This window comes from Planomicrobium sp. MB-3u-38, assembly GCF_002836425.1.
Classification (GTDB): domain Bacteria; phylum Bacillota; class Bacilli; order Bacillales_A; family Planococcaceae; genus Planococcus; species Planococcus okeanokoites.
Genome location: NZ_PJBO01000009.1, coordinates 1 through 16085, shown reverse-complemented (window position 1 = coordinate 16085; position 16085 = coordinate 1). Strand labels below are relative to the sequence as shown.

Genomic DNA, 16085 nt, shown 5'->3' with positions numbered 1-16085 from the left:
ATCAGCTCCGCCGAATATTGCCAACTTTTTTAACTATTTAAAAAATAGAGAGCGCTTACAAACTGATTAGCCAAGCACTCTTTCTTTCATGTATAATGAAGCTAATTGCAAACATACAGGCGGTGAAATGATGGAACATAAGAAAACTTACAACGCGATGGAATTGAAAACGAAACACGGAAGAATCATTGTGGAGGGTCCGGTTCCCTCGAGTGAATTGAAATCATTGGATTTCCATGAAGATTTGATCGCATTCCGACCAGCTAAACAACAGCACGAAGCTGTAATAGGAATTGCTGATTTGCCGGAAGGCCGCATACTCATTGCCCGTGATAATAATACAATCGTCGGTTACGTCACTTTCCTGTACCCTGATCCACTCGAACGGTGGTCAGAAGGCAATATGGAAAACCTTATTGAACTCGGCGCGATTGAAGTTATTCCAAAATTCAGAGGAAGCGGCGTTGGAAAAGCCTTGCTGAAAACGTCCATGATGGATGATGCTTTCGAAGATTTCATAGTCATCACCACAGAATATTATTGGCATTGGGATCTGAAAGGAACAGGGCTTAATGTCTGGGAGTACCGTAAAATCATGGAAAAAATGATGCAGGCCGGCGGTCTTGAATATTACGCGACAGATGAACCTGAAATAAGCTCCCACCCGGCAAATTGCCTGATGGCGAAAATCGGCAAACGGGTTGACCGGGAGTCCGTTCAAAAGTTCGATCAATTACGTTTCAAGCACAGATACATGTATTAACCATTAAGGGGTGTTGTAAATGCTGTTGGAAGAAATAATGAAAACCGAAGTCCATTCGTTGAACCCTGATCAGACTGTACAGAATGTCATCGATCTATTTGAAAAAGAAAGGATCCGCCATGCACCTGTTGTTGAAGACGGAAAAGTCGTCGGTGTCGTTTCCGATCGCGATTTGAAAGACGCCCTCCCTTCGCGCTTCACAGTATCTCCCAAAGGAGATCCCTACAAGAAAACTGTCCGGGAAATCATGACTTCAGATCCTGTAATCGCCCATCCAATGGATTCTGTGGAAGAAATCGCGATGGTCTTCTACGAACAGCAGATCGGCTGCTTGCCGGTGGTCAGCGGAGGTAAACTTGCCGGATTTATCACTGAAACGGATCTGTTGTATACTTTCATCGAATTGACCGGCACCCACCAGCCGGGATCCCAAATCGAAGTCCGTGTGGCGGATCGCTCCGGTGTGCTGCTCGAAGTATCAAAAGTGTTTTACCAGCATAATATCAATGTGCTCAGTGTGCTTGTTTATCCCGATAGAGAAAAGAAAGAAAACAAAATCCTCGTCTTCCGGGTACAAACCATGAATCCCCTGGCGCTCATTAACGACTTACGTAAAGAAGGTTTTGATGTCTTATGGCCAAACATGCCGCAAATAAACGAATAAAACATGCCGTTTTCATTTATTCTGAAGACCAACTGGGCTATAAGTTCTCAGAAACCCACCCATTCAATCAGAAACGGCTCGTTTTGACAATCGATCTACTGCGCGAAATGAATGCGCTTTCAGAAGACCTTATCGTTCCCGCTCGGATTGCTTCAGACGAAGAATTGCTGTTGGCGCACGATCAGCGTTATATCGATATTGTTAAAAAGGCCAGCAATGGGGAAATTTCTTCAGAAGCCGGTGAAAGTTACGGGATCGGTACGGAAGACACCCCGATTTTTGAAAATATGCATGAAGCCAGCGCCCGGCTTGTAGGTGGAACTTTGACAGCTGTAGATTATGTCATGGAAGGCAAAGCCCAACATGCTCTTAATCTTGGCGGCGGTCTTCATCACGGTTTCCGTGGAAAAGCTTCCGGTTTCTGTATTTATAACGACAGTTCTGTTGCCATCAATTACCTTAAAAAGAAATACGGAGCGCGTGTGCTTTATATCGATACAGACGCCCATCATGGCGACGGCGTCCAGTGGTGCTTCTATGATGACCCTGATGTCTGCACCGTATCGATACACGAAACTGGACGTTATCTGTTCCCAGGCACAGGAAATATCAACGAACGCGGCAACGGCCAAGGATATGGCACTTCCTTCAATTTTCCAATAGATGCATTCACGGAAGACGAATCGTTTTTGGAAATTTATCGTACAGCCATGCGTGAAATCGTCGAACATTTTAAACCTGATGTGATTCTTTCCCAAAATGGCGCAGACGCACATTACCTGGACCCGTTGACTCATTTATACGGGACGATGGAAATCTATAAGGAGATCCCTAAAATTGCTCATGAACTGGCCCACGAATATTGCGATGGCAAATGGATCGCTGTGGGCGGCGGCGGTTATGACATCTGGCGAGTAGTTCCCCGCGCATGGTCATATTTGTGGATGGAAATGAATGATATACCTCTTCCAACCGGCAATTTACCTCAAAAATGGCTGGATAAATGGCAGCCAGAGTCACCTGTCCCGCTCATCAAGACCTGGGAGGATCCTGAGAATATGTATGACCCGATTCCGCGTAAAGAGGAAATCACTGAAAAAAATCATCAGATGCTGGAAAAAGCTCTATACATTATCCGGCACACTCAGAAAAACCTATGATAAATCAAAAAGCTGCAGCGGAATTGACTTCCGCTGCAGCTTATATTTTTAAGGTAAATCCATCAGCCATCATTTTTAGTTGATTGGCGTTCTTCAATACGGTATGGAAGAATAACCTGGTTCTCATCAATTTCTTCTTTATTCATATACTTCGTCAATAACCGCATGGAAACCGCCCCGATATCGTATAAAGGCAACGCCACAGAACTCAGCATCGGGCGTGCCATACGCGCCAGTTTGGAATTCTCGTAACTTATGATCTCGACTTCTTCAGGAATCTTTTGTCCTTCTTCCTCCACCTGGTGGATTACACCAATCGACATTTCATCATTGCTGACGAAATAAGCTGTTGGTTTGTGAGGTCTCAGTTCTTTCACCGCTTCGATTCCTTCATCGTACGAATTATTGCATTCGACCACTAATTCGGACTTGAATTCGATTTTGGCGTCTTCCAGCGCTTCCCGGTATGCCTTCATCTTATAATCCCTGTTTATCTTAGAGGTTAAAGGACCCGATACAAAAGCGATGCTCTTATGTCCATTGTCGATCAATTTCTTGACAGCTTCATAAGCCGCTCCGTAATAATCGATATTAACGGAAGCGATTTTGCCTGTCTCTTCAATTGATCCGGCCAATACAATCGGAGTCGGAGACCGTTCCAGCTCATGCAGCAATTCAGGTGTGATGACGTCACTCATGAAAACAATTCCATCCACTTGTTTGCCGAGCATTGTTTCAAGTAGCTGTAATTCCTTGTTTTCATTTTGGTCTGAATTGGAAAGGATAATATTATATCTGTACATCGTGGCTATATCTTCAATGCCTCTAGCCAGTTCCGCATAGGTGCTGTTCGATATATCCGGGATTATGACACCGACCGTAGTGGTCTTCTTGCTAGCTAGCCCCCGTGCTACTGCATTTGGGCGATAGCCTAATTCTTCAATTACTTTCAATACTTTCTTTCTTGTAGCGGGTTTAACGTTCTGGTTCCCATTAACTACACGTGAAACGGTTGCCATGGAAACGTTCGCTTCCCTTGCCACATCATAAATCGTTACGGTCATGTAAGCGCCCTCTTCCCTTTTCTTCAATCATACGACAATAAGTTTGTGTATATCAACTAAATATGTTGATTTATATATTATGTGGACTGATATTCCGCAAAACAGCTCGCTTTCCTGGGGGCTAGCGCTGAGCTAACTCGTGCTCGTTTCACTTCGCCCGAGTGGATCTCAGCACTTCGCTTAGTCCCCTGGCCGTCTTCGCTGTTTTGCTCCATATCTTTAGAAACTTCTCTTATTTTTGGGGATATTATGTAAATGCAATTTCTCTTTACAATTTATTTAAAATAAATAAAAGCCGGGGTTACGCCCGGCTTTTGGCATTACATTTTCATCTCATATTGCTTCATGAATTTCATCAGCGAATCGTAGTATTCGTCGAATTGTGGAAGATTCATTTGTTGTTGAGCGTCCGATAAAGCGACTGCTGGATCCGGATGCACTTCCGCCATCACGCCGTCTGCGCCAATCGCGATTGCTGCTTTGGCAGCTGGCAATAGAAGATCACGGCGCCCCGTCGAATGTGTCACATCGACGAATACCGGTAAATGCGTTTCCTGCTTAAGAATCGGCACAGCTGATATATCCAATGTATTGCGGGTCGCTTTTTCGTAAGTGCGGATTCCGCGTTCGCAAAGAATGATCTGGCTGTTGCCGGAAGCAATGATGTATTCAGCCGCATTGATGAATTCATCAATTGTAGCCGCCATCCCCCGCTTCAACAATACAGGTTTATTGATGCTGCCGACAGCCTTCAATAATTCGAAGTTCTGCATATTTCGTGCGCCGACCTGGACTATATCGACATAGTCAAGAGCCTCTTCCAAATGATGTGGTGTGACGATTTCAGAAACAACCGCCAAATTGTATTCGTCTGCTGCTTTTTTCAGCATCTTCAGGCCGTCCAACCCCAACCCCTGGAAATCATATGGAGATGTACGGGGTTTGTAAGCTCCGCCGCGAATCATTTTAAGTCCTTTTCCGCCAATCGCTTCAGCTACAATCGACACCTGTTCCTGTGATTCAACTGCACATGGGCCAAAAATGAATGATGGCTCTCCTTGCCCAATTTTTTCACCATTGATATCAATTACTGTATCTTCAGCTTTTTTCTTCCGCGATACAAGCAAAGCTTTACGTGTATCTTCTTCTTGCATATCAAGCGCAGATTTGAAAATTTCCTTGAATATATGATCAACCGTTTTTTGATCCAAAGGACCATTATTATTTTCTTTCAATAAATCCAGCATATGACGCTCACGAAGCGGGTCATACCTTTTCATTCCTTGTTTTTCCTTGATCTTGCCGATTTCCTGTATAACTGAAGCCCTCTCATTGATCAGGGACAGAATTTGCAGGTTTACTGCATCGACCTGTTCTCTCAGCTGTTCTAAATCCATCTGGCTCATCCTAATTTCCCCTTTCATAAATCACCTTTAATCGGTGACTTATCTTAACATGATAGGACTATTATATGCAAAGTATTCGGGAAAGTCACGAATAATGTTTTAGCGCTTCAACGCACTAAAGTGTTTTAATGTAAAAAAAGCCGGAGCACTGGGCTCCGGCCTGTCTTATCAAGCAATAAATTCTTGCATTGCCTTACTTTTGATCTTATTATGTGAGGCATGCCAGTCAACCTGCATATTTGAAAAATGCATCAGCTGAGGCGATTCGTGCTTAATTTGCGTGATTTCCGCAATTTCCTGAGATAATTCCTTATCTTCCTGCACTACAAGGAACAGGAAAGTCTGGTGTGGATGCAATGAGCAATACTCATTGTATTCATTCCATGCCGCTGCAGAAACCGGACACGTGCTGCTGTGCTTGAAAAGCCAATAGCTTTGAGTTCCTTCAATCGCCTTTTTAAGGCCGTCTAAATCCTGTACGCGTATAAGGTTTTTCATTTTATCCGCTCCCAAATCATTTTGTTGAATTGTTTTTGTTGCTGTTGGAATTGGAATTGTTTTTGTTTGAGTTATTATTGCCGGAGTTATTTTTGTTTGCATTATAGCTTCCGACATTATTTTGTTTTGAATTCGAACCCGATCCAGTGTTCTGGTTTTTGTTCGAACCGTTTTTAGTATTGCCGACATCTTTTGCCGTTGAGCCAGTAGCATAGCCTGATCCTGATTTTTTGTCCTCATTCACTTCTTCTACAGCTTCTTTTAATGCATTTGCTGTTGATGTGAATGCTTCATTGCCTGCCGCTTCAGTCTCTTTATTGGATTCATGGACTGTATTTTCGATAGTTGCGTGCATATCAATCGATTCCTCTCCTTCAGATGATGCTGTTCCATCATCCATTGGCGAAGAGCCGCCTTTCATGCCTTTTACTTTATCGACCACTTTTGAAGACTGGTCTTTCAGCTGCTGTTTCAAGCCGCCGCCTTCGTTATCTGAACCCGATTTAGAGCTTTGGGATTTTTCTTTCAGCGTAGTAACCTGGTTATTCAAGTCTCCACGGAATTCCTTGCCTGACTTAGGTGCCAGGAATAACGCTGCTGCCGCACCAATCACCGCGCCGACAAGAGCACCGGCGATGAAGCTGCCTGAACCTGATTCTTCTTCGTAATCGTAGAGATCATCATAACGGCTCGACATGCCATAAGATTGCGGCACATAATCGCTTTGCTGATAATTCTGTCCGGAATTTGAATAATAATTTTTATTGTACTGTGAGTCATTATAATTAGGTTTTTGGTTGTTGTACTCATTATTGTTACCATTCATTTTGCATTCCTCCAATTATATAAGTTGATTTTTTATTAGTATTGATCGTTATGTGGAAGCTGTTTCTGTCCTGGCACCGGCTGGTATGATTCTGACTGGCGGGTGCTGTAAGCTTTACGGGCTTTCCATTTATCACGGATCCCCATAGCGACATTGCTCCATTGGACTACCTGTGCGATTTTCTCTTCGTTCTGCTCTGCAGACGATGCAACAGACATGGTAATGCGTCTTACTGATGCATTCAGGTCAGTCACCGAGTTGCCGACACCTTTGACAGCATCCACGACTCCGTTAAGCTTCTCGGTTTTCACCTGGATATCTTCAGCAAGTTCATTGGTCTTATGCAAAAGGTTCGTGGTTTCGAGCGTCACCCCTTGCAGCTGATTTTCAAGCCCGGCAACTGTGCCGGAAACTTCTTTTAATGTGTTCTTCAACGAATTCAATGTCATTGCCAAAGCTACGCATAGAATTAAGAATCCGACTGCAGCCACGATTGCGGCTATGTAAAGCAGTATTTGCCAATCCATCATAATTCCTCCTTTTACATTCTGTTATATACTATTTCTACCCTTGTCGAACTGCGGATAAACACAGCCCACCTACAATAGTTCTATAAAAGTATATAAAAAACCTCCTAAAAAAGAAAAAAACAGTTTAACTTTGGAAGTTAAACTGTTTCTTCTGTCTTCAGCTGGTTTTCGAATGCTTCTTTGAATTTCGTGACATCTCCAGCACCCATGAACAGGAATACCCCATTCTTATGTTCGCTGAGCTTCGCCACTTCTTCCACCTGCAATAATTGGCTGTCTTTAATTTTCTCTTCAAGATCGCCAATCGTTAACGTCCCAGCTTCTTCGCGGGCGGAGCCGAAAATATCACACAGATAAACCTGGTCAGCTTCATTCAGGCAGTCCGCGAATTCCTGAAGGAATGTCTGCGTACGCGTGAAAGTATGCGGCTGGAATATGGCAATCACTTCGCGGTCAGGGAATTTCTGTCTTGCCGATTGCAATGTCGCGCGGATTTCTGTCGGATGATGTGCGTAATCATCTATAAGAATGCGATCACCGATCTCCGTTTGAGAAAATCTGCGTTTAACGCCTTGATAGCCAGTGAATTGCTGCTGGATGATATCGGCTGGTATATTTTCATAATGGCACAATGAAATGACTGCAAGCGCGTTCAGGATTGTATGGTCGCCGAACATCGGAATGGTGAACGTATGGAAAAATTCATTGCGGATCACTACATCGAAAGTTGTGCCTTCTGTCGTTTTAACAATATTTCTCGCCTGGAAATCATTTTCCTCACCAAATCCGTAATAAACCATAGGGACCGGCGCCTGCAGCTTTTGAAGATATTCATCATCACCACATGCGATGATGCATTTCTTCACCTGCTGAGCCATTTCTTCAAAAGCATTGAATACATCATCGATTCCGGCAAAATAATCCGGATGGTCAAAATCAATATTCGTCATAATTGCGTAATCCGGGTGATAGGCCAGGAAGTGACGGCGGTATTCACAAGCTTCAACCACAAAGAAATGTGAGTCCTGCATGCCGTAACCAGTGCCGTCGCCGATCAGATAGGAAACAGGCTTGTAGCCATTCAATACATGTGCCATAAGGCCGGTTGTCGACGTTTTGCCGTGTGCACCAGTAATTGCCACAGAAACATATTGTTTCATCAAATCCCCAAGAAATTCATGATACCGGATGATTGTAGCGCCTATTTCCCGCGCTCTCACAAGTTCAGGATGCTCATCATTAAAAGCATTCCCGGCAACAATCGTCATTTCCGCTGTAATGTTTTCGGGATCGAACGGAAGGATGGAGATCCCCCTTTCCCGTAAACGTTCTTCTGTAAAGAAATATTTCGCGATATCGGAACCCTGCACTTCATTTCCCATATCATGCATAATCTGAGCCAGCGGACTCATACCTGAGCCTTTGATGCCGGTAAAATGTAAAACTGTCATAAGTGAACCTCCTGTGGAAGTTTAAAGTAGTCTATTCCATCTGTAGTTAGTGGATAGCCGAGTAGATCAAACAATCATCCGATTATATCATATTTTTATCCAAATGGGATATAATCGATATTTTAAAATAATGAAACAAATTATTGGAATACTTCTGATATATCTTCTTCGGTAATCAGCACCGAACGGGCTTTGCTTCCGTTCTGCTCAGAAATGAAACCGTGCTGTTCAATCAGGTCCATCAGCCTTGCCGCCCGGTTATAGCCGATATGGAATTTCCGCTGCAATAAGGAAGTAGATGCACTGCCCTGCTGCATGATGAAACGGCAGGCTTCTTCAAATAAATCATCCTGTTCAGCACCGGATGCGTTCTGTTTGATCAATTCTTCTTCTTTGAAGAAATATTCCGGCTCACCCTGTCCGCGGACATGTTCAATAATCTTCTCGATTTCTTCATCTGTCACAAAAGTTCCCTGGATACGGCTCGGAGCGGACATGCCATTTCCGAGGTACAGCATATCCCCTCTTCCGAGCAAGCGTTCCGCTCCTTGGGAATCAAGGATTGTCCGGCTGTCCACTTGGGAGGAAACAGAGAAAGCAATGCGTGTCGGAATATTTGATTTGATCAATCCGGTTATGACATCGACGGACGGCCGCTGTGTCGCAATGACAAGGTGAATCCCGCATGCCCGCGCTTTTTGCGCAATCCGGCAAATCGCATCTTCAACATCAGAAGGTGACATCATCATCAAATCAGCGAGTTCATCGATGACGATCAAGATATACGGCAGATGCTGCGCGTCATTGCCTTTATCTTTGACCATCTTATTATATCGGCTGATATCTCTGACACCCGTATGGGCGAACAGCTGATATCGCCGTTCCATTTCAGTTACCGCCCATTTCAATGAAGCGGTAGCCGCTTTGACATCCGTAATGACGGGACTTACCAGATGCGGAATATGGTTGTAAGGCGCAAGCTCCACCATTTTCGGGTCGATCAATAATAATTTCAGATCCCGCGGAGATGATTTATAGAGCAGGCTGACCAGTAAAGAGTTGATGCATACGGATTTACCGGAACCTGTCGCTCCTGCAATCAAACCATGCGGCATCTTGCGCAGATCCAGCGTAACCGGTCTGCCTGTGAGATCAAGACCCAGCGCAGCTTCCAATGGTGAATCGGAAGTCTGGAATTGTGTGCTTTCTATCACTTCGGAAATTCTGACAGGACGTGATGTTCTGTTGGGAATCTCGATTCCGATCGAGCTTTTCCCTGGGATCGGCGCTTGAATACGAATATCTTTTGCAGCAAGAGCCAATTTCAGGTCATCTGCCAAGTTTCGGATTTTGCTGACTTTCACACCTTGCGCTACAGTCAATTCAAATTGAGTGACTGCCGGTCCTTGGACAATGCTCAAAATTGTCGCTTGGACCTGGAAATGCGACAAGGCTTCGACCAGCCGTTCTCCCTGCTCTTCCATCCATTCGTCGTCTTTCCGGTCATTTTCGGGAGCGGAAAGAAATTCTTTATGTGGATGTTCATAAGCTGAAATGACTGGTGCCGGAACCGCTTCAGCAACTGGAGGTTCTGTGGGAGCAAGTGGCTCCGGTTGTTTTTCAGCTGGCTTCACAGGTTTTTCATTTAATCTGTTGTGCGTATGATGTTGGACTGGGATATTTTTCTTTGTCTTCTCCTTATCCGACTTCAGCATCAACACATTGAATGGAACCGTTTTTTCTTTCTTTTTCTCAGGAAGTATACCAGGCTCTTCCGGCTTATCCTTTGGAATTTCTTTATGTAGCGTTTCTTCATCTTCAACTTTCAATTCCGTCGATGTCATTTCTTCCAACGGATTCAGTTCCTGAATTTCTATTGTTTCAGGCTCATTTTGCTCAACCGGATGTTCTAATCCAGGATCATTGGCAACTTCTTCATCCTGAACAGTTTGCAATGAAGATTCTTCTTCCTTTTCAGCAAAATCGGGCTGAGAACTTTTTTCTGTCACAGGCAGTTGGCGCTCCAGCTCTGTTAGTTCTGATGAAATTTGGGCTGAATCTTTATCAGTCGATTCGCTGATTGGATTTTCCTGTAACGGAGAAATCGCTTTATTGAATTCTTCATTCCGCTCTTTTTGCTCAAGCAATATTTCTATTGGCGCTGGTTTAGGTTCATTGAAACCATGAATAGGCGACGGAACCTTGGTTGGTTCAAAGCGGCGCTTGATGGGCTCCGGTTTAGGTGTCTCTTTAACAGGTTTTGTATTAGGTGACTGGCGTTGAATCGGCTGCCGTGGTGATTGCCGTTGAATCGGCTTCGGCTTCGGTTCCGGCCGGACTTCTCTCCGAACGGGTTGCTGCGCCAATTGTGAAGGACGCCGAATAAGCTCTTCCCTCACTTCAGCCATCGTCACTTTTTGGCCACTCTGTTCTTTCTTCAAAAAGATTTCTCTTTCCTCATCCGTGATCAACGGAAAACGAAAAGGCACATGCGCACTTTTCTGCTCGACAGGCACTGTATATTCCTGTTCTGCCTCTTCCTCGACTTCATCGGCAAACATACGACTCCATACTTTTTTAACCCAGCTCATAACAAGTCACGCCTTTACTTCAAATGCTGATCCGACTTCATTTTCATTGTCCAATACTAAAATCCCTTTTTCCGCTGGAGCATCCGGCAAAGCCAATTCCTTAGCCGAACAAATCATGCCGCTTGAAGGCACTCCTCGAAGTTCAGCGTCTTTTATAATCATTCCCGAAGGCATTACCGCGCCAACTTTTGCCACAACCACTTTTTGTCCCGCTTCTACATTTGGCGCGCCGCAGACAATCTGCAGTTTTTCGCCGCCTACATCAACCTGGCAGACATTCAATTTATCAGCGTTCGGATGTTTCTCTTTGGATTCCACATAACCGACGACGAATTTTGGCGACAGATCGACTTCCAGCAAATAATCGATGCTGTTTTTTTCCAGGGCATTCTGCAATTCGGTGACCAGCTGCTCGGAAACATCGACTGTTCCACTTTCCGGGAAGCTGATATATTGGCTCGCATTGAAAAGATTGAAGCCTGTGATATCACCATCGCTATTTTTGATCAGCGTTACATCGCCATTCATTTCGGCATGGATTTTTTCAGGTTTTTCAGTTTGCAGCTGAACTAGCAGTACGTCGCCTATTCCCTGCTTATTGTAAAATGCGTTCATTTTTTATCGTTCTCCTCTTCAGGTCTATTTTTAGCCAGGATGAAAATCGGTTCCAATTCACCGTCATCGTAAATGAATGACAGGGAAGTGATCGGCACTTTGCCGTTGGTGAAGAAATGCATCGCCATCTGGGCCAGCACATCATAGCCGGATTCGTTCCGGATATCACCAATGATCAACACATCCTGATGCGGGACAGAAACAGTCATATCCCCGGTAATTTTCTTTTTCATCTCTTTCAGGAAAGTCTCATTCAGAATTCGTGAGGCATCGTAGCCATCATTTTCATTTAGGAAGTAGAACACGTTTCCAGCAACGCGATCTTCCTTGACTGCAGTTTTCAGCTTTTTGACCTGGAATCTCGCCAGTTCTTTAAGCTGTTCTTCTGTCAGACTTAATGAATTTAACACATTTTCGTCAATTAAGCGATAGGCCGCCCCTGTATCAAGCGCATAAAATATACGAGTTTCAGCAGTATGATCTGTAGTGATGAAGCGGTTTCCTTCGTTTGACTCTGTAGGAAACGAGGTTGACCGGATCACTGGGTAGATATGTTCTCCACCAGGAAGATTCCCTTCAACTTCACGTTCCATCGCATTGAAAGTTTCATTGATTGTATAAATGATTTCAGTCAATGCTTCTTCGCCTTTTACTTCATACCGGCTGTTGATTTTCGGCAGGTCGAGGCTCAGCCCTTTTCCCACTTTGATGTGGCGGATGTTCGCTGTATTGTTTTCCCGGTCATAACGCCATTCCAGATCATGGCTCGGTAAACATTCTCTTAATAGATTGAATAATTGTGTGGAGTTCATATCGATCTTCCTCTCTGTCAAAAATAAACGGTTCGACCCTCACAGGCGAACCGTCTTGATATTATAAGGACAACCCTGCTATAAAGGATTCTATTTCCTCTTGCGTTTTACGGTCACGGCTGACAAAACGGCCCAGTTCTTTCCCTTCGCTGAAAGCGAGGAAACTCGGGATGCCGTAAATATCATGTTCGGCACAAAGGTCGATGAACTCATCGCGGTCCACTGACACAAAATTGAATTGTCCGAACGACTCTTCCACTTCGGGCATGACCGGATCAATGACACGGCAATCCGGACACCATCCGGCAGTAAACATAAATACTGTTCCTTCACCGTTTTTATAAGCATTGAATTCTTCGATCGACTGTAATTTTTTCATCATTTCTTCACCTCAATTTCCCTCTTCGATGGAACGGACGGTCTTCATCATCCACTCCATATTTCCCGGAACATCCGCTTCTTCCGAAATGGTGGTCATTTTCACGCCACCCGCACTGACGACAATTTCGATCCGATCTTCAGCAATCGCTCTTAATGTTGTAAATCCGAAACGGCCATTCTGTTCAAAAGTTTCATCAGCGATCCATTCCACTTCAGCATTCGCTTTCTGCAAATCATAGAAGAACTTGCTGTCAGCGGCTTCATTCGGATTGATGAACAAAACATAGGAATCGCTGCCTTTCGTTATAATGATATTGTTTTCATCAGAAGGCTCTTCGATATCGTAGCCGCCAGGCAGATATAATTCTGTCTCTCCCGCGGTTTCGTTTGTCTCCGTCGGCTCTTCTTCAAAAGCCGTGCGGGTTTCTGAAAGCCCTTCTGCCAATCTCTCTTCAGGAGTCGCCATGCACCCTGCCAAAAAAAATAGGGATAACACAGTTCCTGTGATTAAAACTGACCGTTTCACGCGTCTTCCTCCCCTGCTTTGCTGTCTTCTATTTTAAAGATGTTTCGGGTCACATGCAACTCAACCGCTGCCTAACCGGTACTGTCCGATAAGCATTTTCATGATATGCGCAAACATTTCTCCCCGGTGAATCAACCCATCGGTCAAAATGCCGATCGCACCTTTATGTTGGCGAATTCCTGTTTCATTCGCGTAAGCATCCATGACCGGTCCGAGCTCCTGCCCATTTCTCACTTCTACCGCAATTTCTTCGGGCAAAGGTATCTGTGCTCCGCCAGCCGTGTACAGCTTGCCCGTTGAAGTGGCCAATGCCCCCCAATTACAGACATACATCGTACCATCAAGTTCATAAACGCCTCCTTCAAGCCCCACAGCGAAATCATATCCACCTTCGATCGCAGAAACTGCGCGATTGACAGCTCCCTGACGCGTTTCCTTTATAGAAAATGGCTGTGCCGATACGGCTGAATCCGTTTCGACAGCTGTAATTTCACATGGGACCGCAAGTTCAGCAAGACAGTCTTCCACCGCGCTGATTTTTGCCGGATTTTTTGATGCCACAGCAATACTTATTTTTTTCATAAACACCAGTCTCCTCTACAAAAAAAAGTGCCCGAGGGCACTTTTTAAACGTTATTTTTTATCGTTTCCACTGTTGTGCGGTCAGCTGATTTCACCAGTTTGACCAATAACTCCTTCGCGGCAGCGTAATCATCGGTATGGATGATCGACGACGACGTATGGATATAACGTGAGCAAATTCCGATTACGGAACTCGGCACACCTTCGTTTGCCGTATGCACTCGTCCCGCATCCGTTCCGCCTTGTGAAGTGAAATACTGATAAGGGATGTTATTCGATTCAGCTGTATCAAGAACGAATTCCCGCATGCCGCGGTGGGTAACCATGCTCTTATCGAGTATGCGCAGGAGCGTCCCCTTGCCCAATTGGCCGAATTCGTTTTTATTGCCGTCGGCGTCATTCGCCGGGCTTGCATCAAGCGCAAAGAAGATGTCCGGGTTGATCATGTTTGCGGCCGTCTGTGAACCGCGCAAACCGACTTCTTCCATAACTGTCGCGCCAGAAAACAATTCATTCGGCAGTTTTTCATCTTTCAATTCACGCAATAATTCGATGGCCAAACCACAGCCGTAGCGATTATCCCAAGCTTTCGCCATTATTTTTTTATCATTGGCCATTGGAGTGAACGGGCTGTATGGAATGATCTGCTGTCCCGGACGTACACCGAATGACATTGCATCTTCTTTATCATCTGCCCCTATATCGATGAGCATGTTTTTGATATCCATCGGTTTGCTGCGCAGTTCTTCGCTCAATAGATGCGGCGGAATTGAACCGATTACGCCTGGTACAACTTTATCTCCGGCGATAATATCGACTCGTGTCGCCAGCATGACTTGATTCCACCAGCCGCCAAGCGGTTGGAAACGGATCATGCCGTTGTCAGTGATTTGGGTAACCATGAAGCCGACTTCATCCATATGGCCAGCTACCATGATGCGAGGCCCATTCTGTTCGCCGTGCTTTACACCGAAAATGCTGCCGAGATTATCCTGTATCAATTCATCGGATACTGCACCCAATTCCTTTTTCATGAATTTACGGACAGCATGCTCATTGCCGGGCGCACCCGGTAACTCTGTCAAGGTTTTAAATAACTCTCTGGTTTCATTATTCATGATACAACTTCCTCCTAAATGAAATGCCTTTAATCAGTTTAGAGCTTTTTTCAGTTTATTTCCACTTTTTTATTTCGAAAATCGAAAGGAACGAAATAAAGGCGCTGCTATCATTTCTCGTTTATTTATCAGTTATGGTACAATTTAGCCAGTAAGTATAGGAGGGATCTAATTGAAAAATCGTGATTTATTGATCGGCTTTGCTACAGGAGTAGCTGCAACGTTTGTCGTGAAAGAATTGGTCGACCGCAACCAGAAGCTTTACCCGGCAGATGAAGTATTGAAGCAAGTGAAGAATTCGTTTAAAGAAGAAGGTCCGATTGACGGTTCATGGATTTACATGAAAACAGAACCTTATACACAGCACGCCATTACGACGGATGTCTATAAAGGCGGCATCACTCGCCACCGCGACGATGAACTCGAGCAATTCGAATTCATGGCGGACGCTTTCACCGGCGCAGTCGTAGAAGTTTCAAAAGTTTAAAACTCACTCAAATGTTTCCATCTGCAGGCATGCGCAAGAACTTCCGCGTGCCTGCAGTTTTTATTTCGTGAAAAATTCAGCGAAAGTCCAGGTGGATGAAGATGAAATTTGTTCTGCTGTTCGGTCCACAGGCAGTCGGCAAAATGACTGTCGGCCAGGAATTGGCGAAAATAACTGATTTGAATTTATTGCACAACCACATGACCATCGATTTGCTGGAACCGTTTTTCGGCTTTGAAAAAGAAATGTGGAAGCTGTCCACCATGTTCCGCGAAGAAATCTTCAGCGCCTTCGCCAAGAGCGATCGGTACGGCATGATTTTTACATACGTCTGGGTATTCGACCTGCAGGAAGACTGGGATTTCGTCAACAGGACCTGTGCGATTTTCCAGGCACAAGGTGCAGAAATCTACTTTGTTGAACTGGAAGCTGATTTGGATGAAAGACTCTTAAGAAATAAAACCGCCAACCGCCTCGAACATAAGCCGACCAAAAGAGATACCGCTGCCTCCGAGAAGGAGATGGTGAATTCGAATAGGGTCTACCGCTTGAATTCCTTCGAAAATGAAATTCAGGCAGAACATTATTTGCGGCTGAATAATTCGGGTATC

Annotated in this window: 18 protein-coding genes; 5 read left to right on the top strand and 13 right to left on the bottom strand. The window is 44.7% G+C overall.

The annotated features are described in order from the left end of the window. Positions 1 to 130: 130 nt before the first annotated feature. Genes CXF70_RS04525 through CXF70_RS04515 form a run of 3 tightly spaced genes read left to right on the top strand, consistent with a single transcriptional unit; the run spans position 131 to position 2587 of the window. Entirely contained in the window at positions 131 to 763 is a 633-nt protein-coding gene (locus CXF70_RS04525) for a GNAT family N-acetyltransferase (RefSeq protein WP_084246541.1), read from the top strand. Between the two features lie 19 nt (positions 764 to 782). Further along, entirely contained in the window at positions 783 to 1427 is a 645-nt protein-coding gene (locus CXF70_RS04520) for an acetoin utilization AcuB family protein (protein ID WP_084246543.1), read from the top strand. Further along, complete coding sequence (locus CXF70_RS04515) at positions 1397 to 2587, top strand: acetoin utilization protein AcuC (protein ID WP_199172788.1); 1191 nt, start codon at positions 1397 to 1399, stop codon at positions 2585 to 2587. The genes CXF70_RS04520 and CXF70_RS04515 overlap by 31 nt, the downstream gene beginning before the upstream one ends. A gap of 62 nt (positions 2588 to 2649) precedes the next feature. On the opposite strand, the gene ccpA is transcribed toward CXF70_RS04515, so the two are convergent. The 13 genes from ccpA to CXF70_RS04450 form a co-directional block, all read right to left on the bottom strand. After that, positions 2650 to 3651: a catabolite control protein A gene (ccpA, locus tag CXF70_RS04510; protein WP_101801684.1), complete on the bottom strand. Its 1002-nt coding sequence runs from the start codon at positions 3649 to 3651 to the stop codon at positions 2650 to 2652. A gap of 320 nt (positions 3652 to 3971) precedes the next feature. Further along, positions 3972 to 5057 carry a bifunctional 3-deoxy-7-phosphoheptulonate synthase/chorismate mutase gene (locus tag CXF70_RS04505; RefSeq protein WP_101801683.1) on the bottom strand — a complete coding sequence of 362 codons (1086 nt, stop codon included), beginning with the start codon at positions 5055 to 5057 and terminating at the stop codon, positions 3972 to 3974. A 168-nt stretch (positions 5058 to 5225) separates the two neighbouring features. Then, positions 5226 to 5555 (bottom strand): bacillithiol system redox-active protein YtxJ, encoded by a 330-nt coding sequence (gene ytxJ / locus CXF70_RS04500; RefSeq protein ID WP_101801682.1) that lies wholly within the window; start codon positions 5553 to 5555, stop codon positions 5226 to 5228. A gap of 16 nt (positions 5556 to 5571) precedes the next feature. Then, positions 5572 to 6381, bottom strand: a complete 810-nt coding sequence (locus tag CXF70_RS04495) for a YtxH domain-containing protein (protein WP_101801681.1) — start codon at positions 6379 to 6381, stop codon at positions 5572 to 5574. Between the two features lie 35 nt (positions 6382 to 6416). Further along, positions 6417 to 6908 carry a DUF948 domain-containing protein gene (locus CXF70_RS04490; protein WP_084246554.1) on the bottom strand — a complete coding sequence of 164 codons (492 nt, stop codon included), beginning with the start codon at positions 6906 to 6908 and terminating at the stop codon, positions 6417 to 6419. A gap of 140 nt (positions 6909 to 7048) precedes the next feature. Then, positions 7049 to 8362 (bottom strand): UDP-N-acetylmuramate--L-alanine ligase, encoded by a 1314-nt coding sequence (gene murC / locus CXF70_RS04485; RefSeq protein WP_101801680.1) that lies wholly within the window; start codon positions 8360 to 8362, stop codon positions 7049 to 7051. 140 nt (positions 8363 to 8502) lie between these two features. Then, entirely contained in the window at positions 8503 to 10953 is a 2451-nt protein-coding gene (locus tag CXF70_RS04480) for a DNA translocase FtsK (RefSeq protein WP_101801679.1), read from the bottom strand. 6 nt (positions 10954 to 10959) lie between these two features. Then, positions 10960 to 11568 carry a YtpR family tRNA-binding protein gene (ytpR, locus tag CXF70_RS04475; RefSeq protein WP_101801678.1) on the bottom strand — a complete coding sequence of 203 codons (609 nt, stop codon included), beginning with the start codon at positions 11566 to 11568 and terminating at the stop codon, positions 10960 to 10962. Beyond that, complete coding sequence (locus tag CXF70_RS04470) at positions 11565 to 12380, bottom strand: DUF1444 family protein (protein ID WP_101801677.1); 816 nt, start codon at positions 12378 to 12380, stop codon at positions 11565 to 11567. The genes ytpR and CXF70_RS04470 overlap by 4 nt, the downstream gene beginning before the upstream one ends. 61 nt (positions 12381 to 12441) lie before the next feature. Next, positions 12442 to 12759, bottom strand: coding sequence for a thioredoxin family protein (locus CXF70_RS04465; protein ID WP_101801751.1), 318 nt, complete (start codon positions 12757 to 12759; stop codon positions 12442 to 12444). Between the two features lie 12 nt (positions 12760 to 12771). Beyond that, a complete protein-coding gene (locus CXF70_RS04460; RefSeq protein WP_233208542.1) occupies positions 12772 to 13287 on the bottom strand; it encodes a hypothetical protein in 516 nt (171 codons plus the stop codon). Between the two features lie 60 nt (positions 13288 to 13347). Continuing rightward, the gene (locus CXF70_RS04455; protein WP_101801676.1) at positions 13348 to 13869 is read right to left on the bottom strand and encodes a DUF84 family protein; all 522 of its coding nucleotides are present in this window, start codon (positions 13867 to 13869) and stop codon (positions 13348 to 13350) included. A gap of 44 nt (positions 13870 to 13913) precedes the next feature. Beyond that, a complete protein-coding gene (locus tag CXF70_RS04450) occupies positions 13914 to 14987 on the bottom strand; it encodes a M42 family metallopeptidase (protein WP_101801675.1) in 1074 nt (357 codons plus the stop codon). A gap of 172 nt (positions 14988 to 15159) precedes the next feature. Between CXF70_RS04450 and CXF70_RS04445 the strand changes: the two genes are divergently transcribed. Together CXF70_RS04445 and CXF70_RS04440 are read left to right on the top strand one after the other, a co-directional pair. Continuing rightward, positions 15160 to 15474 carry a peptidase M4 gene (locus CXF70_RS04445; RefSeq protein ID WP_084246570.1) on the top strand — a complete coding sequence of 105 codons (315 nt, stop codon included), beginning with the start codon at positions 15160 to 15162 and terminating at the stop codon, positions 15472 to 15474. A gap of 101 nt (positions 15475 to 15575) precedes the next feature. Beyond that, on the top strand, positions 15576 to 16085 hold a 510-nt coding region (locus CXF70_RS04440; protein ID WP_101801674.1), incomplete at its 3' end, for an AAA family ATPase.